The organism is Streptomyces sp. NPDC029044 (genome assembly GCF_040637495.1).
Classification (GTDB): Bacteria; Actinomycetota; Actinomycetes; order Streptomycetales; family Streptomycetaceae; genus Streptomyces.
In genome coordinates, this window is sequence record NZ_JBEZWN010000031.1 from 1 (window position 1) to 13,181 (window position 13,181).

The 13,181-nt window shown below is 72.1% G+C and carries 11 protein-coding genes; 2 read left to right on the forward strand and 9 right to left on the reverse strand.

All coding sequences use genetic code 11. The features are described from left to right. From AB0E85_RS23490 to AB0E85_RS23500, 3 genes are all read right to left on the reverse strand, one after another. Nucleotides 1-1,543, reverse strand: a 1,543-nt coding sequence (locus tag AB0E85_RS23490; protein ID WP_361930377.1) for a condensation domain-containing protein, incomplete at its 3' end; no start/stop codon positions are given. Nucleotides 1,544-1,547: 4 nt separating this feature from the next. Continuing rightward, a complete protein-coding gene (locus tag AB0E85_RS23495; protein ID WP_361930380.1) occupies nt 1,548-2,948 on the reverse strand; it encodes a condensation domain-containing protein in 1,401 nt (466 codons plus the stop codon). Nucleotides 2,949-2,952: 4 nt separating this feature from the next. Beyond that, nucleotides 2,953-4,278: a condensation domain-containing protein gene (locus tag AB0E85_RS23500; protein ID WP_361930383.1), complete on the reverse strand. Its 1,326-nt coding sequence runs from the start codon at nt 4,276-4,278 to the stop codon at nt 2,953-2,955. A 213-nt stretch (nt 4,279-4,491) separates the two neighbouring features. On the opposite strand from AB0E85_RS23500, the gene AB0E85_RS23505 reads away from it, so the two are divergent. Then, entirely contained in the window at nt 4,492-5,193 is a 702-nt protein-coding gene (locus AB0E85_RS23505) for an amino acid racemase (protein WP_361930385.1), read from the forward strand. 32 nt (nt 5,194-5,225) lie between these two features. Here the strand turns inward: AB0E85_RS23505 and AB0E85_RS23510 are convergent, their stop codons facing one another. Then, nucleotides 5,226-6,539 (reverse strand): PLP-dependent aminotransferase family protein, encoded by a 1,314-nt coding sequence (locus AB0E85_RS23510; protein ID WP_361930388.1) that lies wholly within the window; start codon nt 6,537-6,539, stop codon nt 5,226-5,228. Nucleotides 6,540-6,675: 136 nt separating this feature from the next. On the opposite strand from AB0E85_RS23510, the gene AB0E85_RS23515 reads away from it, so the two are divergent. Then, nucleotides 6,676-7,449, forward strand: a complete 774-nt coding sequence (locus AB0E85_RS23515; protein WP_361930391.1) for an alpha/beta fold hydrolase — start codon at nt 6,676-6,678, stop codon at nt 7,447-7,449. A gap of 11 nt (nt 7,450-7,460) precedes the next feature. On the opposite strand, the gene AB0E85_RS23520 is transcribed toward AB0E85_RS23515, so the two are convergent. From AB0E85_RS23520 to AB0E85_RS23540, 5 genes are read right to left on the reverse strand one after another with little or no spacing between them, the layout of a single operon-like run. Then, on the reverse strand, nt 7,461-8,318 hold the full coding sequence (locus AB0E85_RS23520) for an amidohydrolase family protein (RefSeq protein ID WP_361930394.1): 858 nt from the start codon (nt 8,316-8,318) through the stop codon (nt 7,461-7,463). Between the two features lie 35 nt (nt 8,319-8,353). Beyond that, nucleotides 8,354-10,216 carry a beta-galactosidase trimerization domain-containing protein gene (locus tag AB0E85_RS23525; RefSeq protein ID WP_361930396.1) on the reverse strand — a complete coding sequence of 621 codons (1,863 nt, stop codon included), beginning with the start codon at nt 10,214-10,216 and terminating at the stop codon, nt 8,354-8,356. After that, nucleotides 10,201-11,349: a DegT/DnrJ/EryC1/StrS family aminotransferase gene (locus tag AB0E85_RS23530; RefSeq protein ID WP_361930399.1), complete on the reverse strand. Its 1,149-nt coding sequence runs from the start codon at nt 11,347-11,349 to the stop codon at nt 10,201-10,203. Before AB0E85_RS23530 ends, AB0E85_RS23525 begins: the two co-directional genes overlap by 16 nt. Further along, on the reverse strand, nt 11,346-12,101 hold the full coding sequence (locus AB0E85_RS23535; protein WP_361930401.1) for a nucleotidyltransferase family protein: 756 nt from the start codon (nt 12,099-12,101) through the stop codon (nt 11,346-11,348). The genes AB0E85_RS23530 and AB0E85_RS23535 overlap by 4 nt, the downstream gene beginning before the upstream one ends. Beyond that, nucleotides 12,098-13,177, reverse strand: a complete 1,080-nt coding sequence (locus AB0E85_RS23540; protein WP_361930534.1) for a glycosyltransferase family 4 protein — start codon at nt 13,175-13,177, stop codon at nt 12,098-12,100. The genes AB0E85_RS23535 and AB0E85_RS23540 overlap by 4 nt, the downstream gene beginning before the upstream one ends. Between the last annotated feature and the right edge of the window lie 4 nt (nt 13,178-13,181).

Sequence of the window (13,181 nt, forward strand, 5' to 3'; positions counted from 1 at the left end):
ATAACAACACACATCCCCATAACACTATTTTAGTCTTGGTGACTGTAGTTCTGAGGTGTGCTCTTCCGATCTCGGCCGTTCCGGCCCGCGCCGGGCCGGCCGGGTGGGCGGTCGCGGGCCGGTCGACGACGTCGAGTCCGGCCAGTGGGGTGTCGGGGCTGCCGACCGCCGCTGTCAGTACGGCGGTAACCTGGGCCGCCAGGCGCGGCACGGTGTCCTCCTCGAAGAGGTCGGCGTTGCAGAGCAGTTGCATCCGCATGCCGTCGGCCTGCTCGAAGTGCCGCAGCTCGATGTCGAAGGGCGTCGAAGGGCGCTCGGCGGCGGCCTTGAGGTGCTCGAACCGCAGACCCGGCAGTTCCAGGGTGGCCACGCTGTGCTCCGCGTGCACGGAGAAGAACATGGCCTGCGAGATCGGATTGTGGCTGTCCTCGCGCCGCTTGGCCAGGCGCAGGGAGAGGCGGTGGGCGGGGACGTCGGCGTGCTCGTGGGTCTCCAGCACCGCGTCGCGCACCCGCAGGACGAGTTCCCGGAAGGTGAGCCGGGCGCCGCGCAGGTCCGCCGGGACGGCGACCAGGTTGCCGAAGTCGCCGATGACGTTGGCGACTTCGGCCCGGTCCCGGTAGGCGGTGAGGGTGCTGGTGGCGAAGGAGTCATGGCCGCAGGCTCGGTGCAGCCACAGCTGGAACGCCGCCATCAGGGTCATGAAGGGAGTGACTCCGACGTCACGGGAGAGGTCGCGGATGCGGTCGGACAGTTCCCGCGGCAGATCGAACCAGTGCACGAGGGCGCCGAAGCTGCGGGCGGCCGGCCGGGGCCGGTCGGTGGGCATGTCCATGGGCACGGGGGCACCGGCCAGCCGTTCGGCCCAGTAGGCGAACTCCGACTCCAGCCGCGAGTCGTCCAGCCAGTCGCGCTGCCAGACGGCGAAGTCGGCGTACTGGATGGGCAGCGGGGGCAGCGGTGACGGTTTGCCCTCGCTGAAGGCCCGGTAGAGGGTGACGATCTCGCCGAGCAGGATCCGCATCGACCAGTCGTCGGTGACCAGGTGGTGGGTGGTGAGCAGCAGGACGTGGAGGTCCGCACCCAGCCGGAGCAGCCGGCCACGCAGCAGATGGCCGCGTGTGAGGTCGAAGGGCCGCGAGCGCTCCTCGACGGCGAGCCGCTCCACGACCTTGTCCCGCTCGTCCGGGTCCTGACCGGAGAGGTCCTCGACGGGCAGCTCGAAGCGCGGTGGCACCGGTTCCACGGCCTGGACGACGGTGCGGGCGAGGTGGTGGAAGCTGGTCCGCAGCACTTCGTGCCGCCCGACCAGTTCCTGAAGGCTGCGTTCGAGCACCCCGGTGTCGAGCGAGCCCTCGATGCGCAGCGCCAAGGGCGAGTTGTAGAGCGAGGTGCCCGGCTTGAGGCGGGCGTTCCACCACACCCACTCCTGGGTGAAGGAGAGCGGGAACAGGTTCAGGCCCTGCGCGCCGGAGGCCATCAGCTCCTCCAGTGCCTTGCGCTCCCCGGGGGTCAGCCCGGCTATCTTCGTGGCCCATTCCACGCTGCTACGCCTCCTCTAGGTCGTCGTTGAATCCGGCGCCGAAGTCGTCGGCGGGCGGCGGCGCCCCGAGCGAGAGCGCGGAGACCGCGGTGTCGGGGGCGGCGCAGGCGTCCGCGAGCAGCGCGAGGTACCGGCCTGCCAGCTGCTCGACCGTGGTCCGGTCGAACAGGTCGGTGTTGTACTCCAGTTGGCCGCGCAGCCCGCTTTCCGACTGGAAGAGGTCGAGGCGCAGGTCGAAGATCGAGGTGGTGCGGACGTCCTCGCGCAGTGCCATGGTGAGGCCCGCGAACTCGACCTTCCGGCGGCGCGGCGGAATGTTCTGGAGGATGAACATCACCTGGAACAACGGGTTGCGCTGCGGGGCCCGCTCGGGCTTGAGCTCCTCGACCAGGGCGCGGAACGGCAGGTCGCGGTGGACGAAGGCGTCGAGGGAGGAGCGGCGGACGCGAGCGAGCAGTTCCCTGAAGGAGGGGTCGTCGGCGAGTTCGGTGCGCATGACGAGGGTGTCGGCGAAGTAGCCGACCACGGAGGTCCATTCGGCGCGGTCGCGGTTGCCGACGGGGGTGCCGAGGAGGACGTCGCTCTGCCCCGACCAGCGGGAGAGCAGGACGGCGAACGCGGCGAGGCAGGTCATGAACGGGCTGGCGCCGGCGCTGCGGCCGAGGGCGGTCAGCTCCCGGTGGGTCTCCTGCGGGACCGTGAAGGTGTACCGGTCGCCGCGGAAGCTCGCTTCGGCCGGCCGGGGCCGGTCGGCCGGCAGTTCCAGGACGGCGGGGGCGCCGGCCAGCCGCTCGCTCCAGTAGGAGACCAGCTTCTCGCGCCTGGGCCCGGCCAGCCGTTCGCGCTGCTGCACCGCGTAGTCGGCGAACTGCCTGGGCAGCGGGTCGAGTTCCACTTCGGCGCCGGTGACGGCCGCGGCGTAGAGGTCCGCCACCTCCTGGACGAGCACCTGGAGGGACCAGCCGTCGGCGACGATGTGGTGCATCACGAAGACCATGACGTGCTCGTCGGCGGCCGTGCGGATCAGCCGGACCCGGAACAGCGGAGCGGTGTGCAGGTCGAAGGGCGTGTGGACCTCCTCGTGGACGAGGCGGTCGGCGGCGGAGCGGCGTTCTTCCTGCGGCAGTCCGGTGAGGTCGGACACCTCCAGCGGTACGGGCACGCCGTCGACGACGCGCTGGTGGGGGACGCCGTCGGATTCGGTGATGGCGGTGCGCAGCATGTGCTGGCGGTCCATCGTCCGCGCCAGAGCGGTGTGCAGGGCGCCGGTGTCGAGCGGGCCGGTCAGGCTCCAGGTCGCGGTGGTGTTGTAGAAGGCGCTCGCAGGGTCGAGCCGGGTGAGGAACCACAGCTGTTCCTGGGTGAGGGAGAGCGGTGCGAGCTCGTCGCGCTGGCCGTCGGACATCGGGTCACACCTCTGTGGCGATCGGGTGCAGGACGCTCGTCAGGACCTGCTGGAGGTCGTCGAGCAGGCTCTGCGCTGCCTCGTCGTCGTACTGGTCGGGATCGTGGGTCAGCAGGGCCCGCAGCGCGCCGTCGTCCTCGTAGAAGCCGAGGTCGAGGTCGAAGGCGCTGAACGGGTCGTGGTTGATCAAGGTGACCTCCAGGTCTCCGAGGGCCGGGGGTACCTCGGGGGTGGACTGGAAGGAGACGCAGACGTTGACCACCGGGCGGCTGCCACGGCGCTGGAGGCCGAGGTCGGCGACCAGGCGCTCGAACGGCAGGGTGCGGTGGACATAGGCGCCGAGGGTGCTGCGGCGTACGGCCTGGAGGAGGTCCCCGAAGTCGCCGTCGCCGGGGACCCGGATGCGCAGCGGAAGCAGGTTCACCAGGAAGCCGACCGTGTGATCGAACTGCGGGCGGCCGCGGAAGCCGGCGCGGGTGCCGACGAGGAGGTCGTGGGCGCCGGTGTGCCGGTGCAGCAGGCGGGAGAACGCCGTGAGCAGGACCATGAACGGGGTGGCGCGCTCACGGCCGGCATAGTCCCGCAGGGCGTCGTAGAGCGGTTGGGGGAAGGTCAGCCAGCGGGTGGCGACCTGCCGGTGGGGCACGGCGCGCCGGTCCCCGGTGCCGGGGGCTCTTGCGGGGGTGCGGGCGAGGGCGAGCTCCGGAAGCGGGGTGGCGCCCTCCAGCTCGTGTTGCCAGTAGGCGAGTTCGCGTGCGGCGGCGGGGCTCTCCAGCCAGTCCCGCTGCCAGTGCACGAAGGCGGCGTAGTGGGCCCGGACCGGTTCCAGCGGGGACGGCTGCCCGGCCCGGCGGGCGGCGTAGAGGCGCTCCAGCTCCCGGAAGAGGATGGACCACCAGGAGACGGCGTCGGAGACGATGTGGTGCATGGTGACGCGGACGACGTGTTCGTGCGGGCCGAGCCGGTAGAGACCGGCCCTGACCACCGGGCCGCGGGCCAGGTCGAAACGGCGGTCCTGGTCCTCCCGCAGCAGCCGGTGCAGCTCCGGCTCCCGTTCCTCCCGGGGCAGTCCGGAAAGGTCCGTGAGCGGCAGCGCCAGCTCGGCCCGGTCGGCTGGGACGACTTCCTGCGTGGGCCGGCCTCCGGTGACGGGGAAGCGGGTGCGCAGGGCCTCGTGCCGCCGGACGAGCTCCTCCAGGCTCCACCGCAGCGCCCCGGCGTCCAGGTCGCCCTTGAGGCGGAACGTCATCGGGTCGACGAAGGAGGTGCCCGAAAACCGCTCGAGAAACCACATGCCCTGCTGGGCGTGGGACAGCGGTATTTCCGTCACTGACCGCAACCTCGCTTTCCTTACCGGACCCCCGAATTCAACTTCATTCGGCGGGGCCGCCATCAAAACACAGAGGTGATCATGCCGCAAGGGACTTCGCCCAGCCGGCACGCGTCTCTCAATCCCGCTTCCCCGTAAGGCAATTGATCGGGATGATATGTAGTACGATCCCGCCATGAGTTCGCCGGTGAAGAATCTTCGAGAGAAATCCTCATGAATCTCCGCAGGCCTGCCAGAACTCTCGGAGTTCTCGGCGGAATGGGCCCTTCCGCAACAGCCGAATTCCTTCGCGTCCTCGCCGCCGGGGCGCCGGCGGCCACCGACCAGGAACATCCCCGCGTCATTCTTCTCTCCGAGCCGGGGATACCCGACCGGACGGCCTCGCTCATCGCGGGCGACGAGGCTCCGCTGGCCCCCCTGCGCGAGGGTCTGGAGACCCTGGCCGGCTGGGGTGCGGACCTGCTCGCCGTGCCGTGCAACACCGCCCACGCCTTCGTCGACCGCTTCCGCTCCGAACTGCCGGTGCCCGTGGTCCACATCATCGACGCCGCCCTGGCGGCCGCCCTGCGGACCAGCCCGGAGGGCAGCTGGCTGGCGGCGACCACGGGAACCGTGCTGAGCGGCCTCTACCAGCGCCGTTCCGAGGCGCTCGGGTACCCGCTGTTCGTTCCGCACGACGAGGTGCAGGAACTGGTCCACCAGGCCAGCGTGTTCGTCAAGGCGGGACGGACGGCCGAGGCGGGCACCGTGTTCGGCGACGCCGTGCGCACCCTCAGGGACAAGATCGACGCGCCGGTGCTGGCCGCCTGCACCGAACTCCCGCTGGCCCACGCCGCCGGCGGTCTGCCGCCGGAGCACATGGTCTCCAGCATCGACGCCCTGGCCGAGGCCTGCCTGGCCGAGCTCTACCGCTGACCGGGGCGTCCGCCCCGCGGCGGGGCGGACGCTCATGAGCGGTGGGCGACGAATGCGGCGAGGCGGTCGAGCCCCTCGTTTATGGCGGACGGCGTCAGAACGCTGAAGGAGAGCCGCATCTGACGGAATCCGCCGGCGCCGGCGTAGAAGTGGTGCATCGGCGTCCACAGCACCCCGAAACGCTCCGCGGATACCTCCAAGGCCTCCTCGTCGGCCCGGAAGGGAACGGTGAGGACCACGAACATTCCGCCACTGGGCGCATTCCAGTCGACCCCTCCCCTTTCCACGGCCGACGAGCCCGGGAATCGGGCGGCCAGTCCGGTCAGGACGGCCCGGAGATTCTCCCGGTAGATTGCCGCTTCCCGGGTCACCGCCCGCTGGACGCTGCACCCGTTCTCCAGCAGGAATCCCCCGATGACCGCCTGGGCGACCGTCGAGGTGTTCAGGGTCAGCATGCTCTTGAGCTTGGCGAGTTCGTCGGCGAGCATTCCGGCGCCGCTGCCGTCGGCGACCGGCTGGTCCGCCACGACGTAGCCCACCCGGGCCCCGGCGAAGGCCGACTTCGCGAACGAGCCCAGATAGACCACCCGGCGGTGCTCGTCCATCGACTTGATGGTCGGCGGTCTGCTTCCGCTCGCCCGGAACAACGAGTACGGGTTGTCCTCCAGCAGCAGGATGCCCTCCTCCTCGGCGATCCGCAGCACCTGCCGGCGCCGCTCCGGCGGCATCGACGCCCCGCCGGGGTTGGCGAAGTCGGGCACCACGTAACAGGCACGCGGACGCAGTCCCTCGGCCCGCGCCGCGCGGATCTGGCGGATCAGGTCCTCCGGGTCGACGCCCTCGGGGCCTTCGAGCACCGGACGCACCGGCATGTCGACCAGCCTGGCCGCTCCGATGAAGCCGACGTAGGTGGGGGCGGGGGCGAGGACCACGTCCCGCTCGTCCCGGCGCAGCGCCCGCAGCACCAGGACCATCGCCTCCTGGCAGCCGGTGGTGACCACCAGCGACTCGGGGTCGACGCGCAGGCCCTCGTCGGTCTCCAGGTGCCGGGCGACCAGGTGCGTGATCGTGCCCTTGGTACGGCCGTACTGGAACAGCGTTCGCCTCACCTGCTCCGGTCCCTGGCCCAGCTCCGCCTCCAGGTGGGTGCGGAACACCGCGATCTGCCGCTGGAGCGACTCGGGCTCGTGGAAACCCTCGTACGGCCGCCCCGCGGCGAAGCTGACCGCGGCGGGGAAACGGCCGGCGATCTCGTTGAGCAGCGTCATCGACGTCAGGGCCGGATCGCTCAGCGAACTGTGCAGCTCGCCCAGGGCCAGCGGCCGGAGGGAAGTGGTGGTGGGCACGGCGTCACCTGCCGGATGTTGTACGGGGCCCTGCGAGGCGCAGGGCGCGGCGGACGGAAGGGGAGGGCTCGCCGGCCCGGGCGCGGACAGGCCCTAGGCTGCGGCTCGGACGACGTCGAGGAACGGGGAGAACGCCGTGGAGTTGCAAGGGGGGCCGGGCGCGGGCCCGGAGCAGTGGTTCCGGCATCAGCCGGCGGACGAGCCGCAGGTGCGGCTGGTCTGCTTTCCGCACGCCGGGGGCGCGGCGAGCGCGTACCGCGACTGGGGTCGCCTGGTGCCGCCGGGGGTGGACCTGCTCGCGGTGCAGTACCCGGGGCGGCAGAACCGCCTGCGGGAGCCCTGCGTGGAGAGGATGGCGGAACTGGCGGACCGGATCGCGGCGGCCCTCGCCCCGCACCTGGGGCTGCCGATGGCCTTCTTCGGCCACAGCATGGGTTCCGCCGTGGCCTACGAGGTCGCCGTGCGGCTGGAGCAGCGCAGCGGACTGGTGCTGGAGCGGCTGTTCGTCTCGGGCCGGACCGCTCCGCACCGGGTGCCGCCCGAGCCGTCCGCGCCGCGCGACGACCGGGAGCTGCTGGACTCGGTGCGCCGGCTCGGCGAACCGGACGCGGGCGCCTACGACGACCCCGAACTGCTGCCCCTGGTGCTGCCGTCGCTGCGTGCCGACCACCGGCTGCTCGGCGCCTACCGCCCCGAGCGGCCGGTGCCGCTGTCCGCGCCGGTGACCGCGTTCGGCGGTGAGAGCGACCCGGCCTGCCCGGTCGAGGAGCTCGCCGGCTGGGCGGAGCTGACGACCGCCGGCCTCCGGCAGCGCACCTTCCCCGGCGGGCACTTCTACCTCGTGGAACACCGGGCCGAGCTCGTCTCCCTGGTGGGGACGCAGCTGACAGGTGCCCCGCACGGCCACTGACCCGCACCCCGTCATCCGAGGAGCCTCGCGGCGGTGCCGCCCATCAGCGCCGTGTGCTCCTCGGGGGTGAGCGGGGCGCCGTCGGGCCACAGGCCCGGATCACCGGCGAGTTCCGCCATCCGGGCCACCGAGGCGGTCATGGTGGCGAACGGGTAGTCGGTGCCCCACAGGATCCGGTCGAGCACGCCTGCCTTGCGGGCGTGCTCGAGCGCCGCGGCCACCGTCGGAGCCGGCCGGTACGAGCCGAAGATCGACAGGTCGGCGTAGAGGTTCGGGTGGCGCGCGAGCAGCTCCACGCACGGGCCGGTCCAGGGGGTGCCGAGATGGGCGAGGATCACGGTCAGGCCGGGGAAGTCGCGGGCCACGGGTTCCAGCAGCAGGGGGGAGAAGTAACGGGCGTCCGCCTTTTTCGAGGGCGTGTAGCCGGTGTGCACGAGCAGCGGGACGCCGAGTTCCTCGGCCGTCGCGTACACGTCGTACCAGCGCCGGTCCGCCGGTGACATGCGCAGGTAGCACGGGGCGGTCTTCAGTCCGCGCAGTCCGAGGTCGGCCACCGCGTGCCGGAGGTCGGCGGCGGCGCCCGGACGGCCGGCGTCCACCGAGGCGAAGCCGACGAACCGGCCCGGGTGCCGGGCACACATCTCCGCCACGAACTCGCCGGGCACGGAGAAGCCTTCCACCCGGCTGACCTCGAAGGCCAGCAGGAACGCCATGTCGACTCCGGCGGCGTCCATCTCCGCGATCAGCGCGGCCTCGGGAGCCGACAGCGCCTGCGGCGGCCGCCCGGTGGTCGCCATCATCTGGTCCGCGAACTCGGCGGTGTAGTGGCGGTGGTACTCGCCGGCGTGGACGTGGGAATCGATGATCACGTTGGCTGTTCTTCCGTTTCGGTACGGGAAGCGGGTCAGGCGTTCCAGCGGACGAGGAGGACGCCTTTGGGTTCCAGGACGACCTCGGTCCCGGCGCGCTCGGCGGCGGGCCCGCCGGGCCGGCGCAAGGTGGTGAACACGGTCGCGGACGCGTGGTTGACCACCACCGCGCAGCGCTCGGCACCGCGATGCAGGACGGTGGTCTCGACGGACGGCTCGTCGGCGGTGAACTCCCGCTCGACACCGGCGGCGTCGGCGAGGCCCGCGTACAGCAGGTGCCAGGGTGCCTGCTCCAGCCGGTAGGGGGCGTTGATCCCCTCTTCGAGCGGTGCGCTCAGGTGATAGGCGGTGCCGTGGCCGTAGCGGTGCCGGGTCAGGGCGGGCGCGCCGCCGGGGAAGGCGGCGAGAACGTCGGCGCCCGCGGCCTGAAGGAGCGGGATCTGGCCGGGCGGACGGTGCACCGGGTAGCGGACGCCCTGCCAGGTGAACGAGTCGGCGGCGGCCGGGTCCAGGGTGTAGTCGCGGATCCGGACGCCGAACAGGTCCTCGCCGCCGAAGGCGTGGAGCAGGTCGCCGGTGCTGTAGAGCAGGGTGCCGCCGCCGGCGACGTAGGCGCGCAGCCGCTGCTGGTCGGGCAGGGACAGATGACGTACGGAGGGGCAGATCACCAGGGCGTACCGGTCCAGCTCGTCCGGACGTGCGAACGCGTAGGGCAGGTGGGCGCGCTGGAGCAGCAGGTGGGCGTAGAAGGCGGCGGCCTCGCCCGAGCCGCCGGTGGCGAGGTAGGCGGCTTCGCCGGGGTCGTCCTCGGGCAGGAAGACCCCGACGGCGGCCGGGGCGGGGGCGAAGCCGGCGAGTTCGCCCGTGGCCCGGGCGGCGAACTCCCGGTAGGCGTCCATGGCGGGCTTGAGCCGGCCGTCGGCGGCGACCAGTCCGACGAACCGCTCGTTGGGGCGCAGCGCGTAGGGCTTGTCCTCGGTGGTGAAGTCCTGCCAGCACCACACGGTGGTGCCGGCGGCGCCGGCCGCCAGAGCGCTGTGCGCGGTGGCCCGCAGGTACCGTGCGGCCGTGGCCTCGTCACAGCCGTAGCTGCCGAGTTCGTCGACGAGGACGGCCGCGTCGGCACGGCCGCGTCGGACCAGGTAGGGCACGAACGAGCTGGCCTTGACCGAGTCGACCGCCTCGATGTGGAACGGGGTCCACACCGGGAACCCGTGCAGGCCGACGAGGTCGAGCGGGCCCGCGTGCTCGGGGCGGAAGGCGTGGCCGCCGGTGACCGCGGTGGCCTCGTTGGCCTGGAGGACCAGCGCGGCGGGGTCGGCGGCGCGGATCGCCCCGGCGAGCAGCGCCCACCAGCGGCGGACCTGGTCCGGGGACAGCGCGGCGGACGCCTCGGAGTCCACGTGGATGACCTCGTCGCCCAGGTCGTAGGCGAGGACGTTGGGGGCGTCGCGCAGCACTCCCGCGATGTGTTCGACGAAGGCGCGCTGGCGCTCGACCATGGACTCGTCGTGCCACAGATCGCGGCCCCGGCGCCACGGGGGCTCGAAGCGCTGGCCGTTCATCCAGATGGTGAGCAGGGAGGGCAGGCAGTGCAGGCCGTGCCGCTCCGCGATGCGGACCAGTTCGCGCAGCCGGCCGGTCTTCTCCGCCTCGTACACGCCCTCCACGGGCTCGAAGTCCGCCCAGAAGACAAAGAACCGGACGGTGTTGAAGCCGAGTTCGGCCATCCGCCGGAAGTCGGCGTCCAGGGTGCGCGGGTCCCAGGTGCGCCAGTAGGCGCAACCGGCCTGCGAGGGATGGTAGTTGAAGCCGACGGCGAAGTACGGGCTGCCGTCGCGGCGGAACGTCCCGTCGGCGAGCGAGACCCGGGTGGGCGGGGTCACGGAGCCGTCCATGCCTGCTTCACCGCCTCCACGACCAGCGCGGCCTCCTGGGCACCCATGCCCGCGTAGAGCGGCAGGCTCAGCTGGGCGTCGGTGACGCGCTCGGTGACGGGCAGATCCCCGCGGCCGGTGCCGAACCGTTTGCGGTAGGCGGTGAAGAGGTGGCTGGGCGGGTAGTGCACCCCGGTCTGGATGCCGGCCGCCTTGAGCCGTTCCTGGAGCTCCGCCCGGTTCGTGCCCTCGGGCAGCAGGACGGGGAAGAGGTGGTGGGCGCTCTCCTCGACGGGGCGGCCGGCGAAGGGCAGGGTGATGCCGGGCAGTTCGGCGAGGTGGTCGCGGTAGTGGCGGACGACGGCCTGGCGGCGGGCCTGTCCCGCGGGCAGGCCCGCGAGCTGGACGCGGCCGAGGGCACTGCCCATCTCGGTGGGCCGGTAGTTCAGGCCGAAGCCGTCCACGTCGTAGACGGAGGGCCCGCCGCGGTGCCGGTCCTGCGCGCTGACGGTCAGGGCGTGCGAGCGCAACCGACGGATCTCGGCGAGCACGGCGGGGTCACGGGCGACGACCATGCCGCCCTCACCGGTGGCCAGGTTCTTGGTGGCGAAGAAGCTGTAGCAGCCGATGTCGCCGACGGTGCCGAGGACGCCGTGCGCGGTGCGGGTGGCCGGGGCGTGGGCCGAGTCCTCGATGAGGGGAATGCCGCGGGAGCGGGCCAGCTCCGCGAGGGCGGTGAGGTCGGCGGCGTACCCCCCGTAGTGCATGGCGACGATCGCTTTGGTGCGCGGGGTGATGCGGCGGGCGGCGTCCACCGGGTCCAGGCACAGATCGTGCGCGGAGGAGATCTCGGCGAACACCGGGGTGGCGCCGGCCAGGGTGACGGTGGCGGCGGCGGAGACGAAGTTGAGGGAGGGCATGACGACCTCGTCGCCGGGTCCGATGCCCAGGGCGAGGAACGCCAGGTGGAGAGCGGCGGTGCCGTTGCTGACGGCGACCGCCCCGGGGACGCCCAGGGTCTCGGCGTAGGCGGCCTCGAAGTCCTGGGTGACGGGCCCGTTGGAGAGCCAGCCGGAGCGCAGGACCTCGGCCACCGCGTCGGCCTCGGCAGCGCCGATCTCGGGGCGGTACAGGGGGACCTTCCAGTCACTCATCGGCGGACGGTCTCCTTCGGGGCGGGGCTGTCGGCGGCGGGCCCCTGCGCGCCGAGGTAGCGGGCGCGGTCGGCGCGGAAGGCCCGCGTGGCGCGCTCCAGTTGCTCGGGGGTGCCTATGTCCCGCCATTCACCGTCGAAGACGTAGCCCTCGATGCGTTCGCCCGCAGCGCGGGCGGTCTCCAGCAGGGCGGGCATGTCGTGGCGGCCGGTGGACGGCAGGAAGCGCAGCAGTCCGGGGTCGAGCACGTAGATGCCGCCGCTGACCAGGAACTCCATCCGCGGCTTCTCGTGGAAGTCCACGACCTGGCGGTCCTGATCGATCCGGACGACGCCGTGGGCGATGTCGATGCTCTGCGGGGTGAGGGCGATGGTGGCGGCGGCCCCGGACTTCTTGTGGCTGGCCCACAGATCGGCGAAGTCGATGTCGGTGAGCAGGTCGGCGTTCATCACCAGGGTGGCGTCGTCGAACGGTTCCAGCAGGGCCAAGGGGCCCGCTGTGCCGAGCGGTTCGGTCTCCAGGCAGAAGTCGAGCCGGAGGCCCTCCCAGTGGTTGCCGCCGAAGCTGGTCTCGATCATGTGGGCGCGATAGCCCAGGGAGAGCGTGACGTGGGTGAATCCGGCGTTGCGCAGCTGTCGCAGGATGATGTGGAGGATCGGCATGCCGTCCACGCGCATCAGGGGCTTGGGAACGGTCAAGGTGGCCGGACGCAGCCGGCGCCCTTCTCCCCCGGCCAGTACGACTGCTTTCATCGGGCCCCCTCCTTGTGACGCTGTGCGGAAACGAGTGCGGAGTAGACCTGCCGGACGCGTTCGGTGGTCGCGTCCCAGGTCAGCTCGCGCCGGAGCTTTTCGTTGCCCTGCCGTCCCATCCGGACCCGCTCGGCCGGATCGTCCAGGAGCCGGCACACGGCCTCGGCGACGGGCCCGGGGGCGGCGGCGGCCACCAGGCCGTCGTGGCCGTGGCGGACGACCTCCGAGCTGCCCGCGAAGTCCGAGGCGACGACGGGCTTGGCGCAGGCCCAGGCCTCGGCGTAGACGAGGGGGAAGACGTCGACCGTGGAGGGCAGGCACACCAGGTCGCATGCGGCCAGGGCGCTGTGCTTGTCGTCCTCGTCGACCAGGCCCTCCTCGATGATGCGCGGGTCGGCGTGGGCGCGGAACTGCTCCAGGCAGTCGTCGTCCCAGCGCGGCCCCAGGAACACCAGGTGGGTGTCGGGGTGCCGCTCCCAGATCGCGGGGGCGGCCTCCAGCAGCACCGTGTAGCCCTTGGAGCGCATCTTGCGGCCGAGGAAGAGCACCATCGGCCCGCTGATGCCGTGGACGCTCCGGAACCGGCCGGGATCCGCGGTGCCGGGCAGGTGCGGGCCCTGGGTGACCATGTGCAGCGCCCTGCGCGGGACGCCCTCCGCGTCCATCATGTCCCGTTCGGCGGTGGTGAGGACGAAGACGGCGTCCGCCTGGCGGCAGGCGTCGAGCACGGTCTCCCGGTCGGGCCAGACCCCTGGCGCGGAGGCGGGGGTGACGGCGAACGGGACGCCCCAGGCGCGGGCCAGCTCCAGGCCGGCCCGAAGGTCCTCGGGATGGAAGGCGTCGAAAGCGTGCACCACGTCGGGCCGGTCGGGGTCGCCGGGGTCCACGGTCCGCGGGAGGGGCTCCACCCGGATGCCCATCCCGGCCATGAACCGGGCGGAGTCGTCGTCCATGCGGCCCGAGTGCATGCGGACGTCGAGGCCGCGCCGGGCCATGCCCTCGGCGAGGTACTGCGTCATGAGCTCCGCTCCGGCGCGCGCCGGGAAGTACCCCCGGTGGACGTAACGGACGCGCATCGCC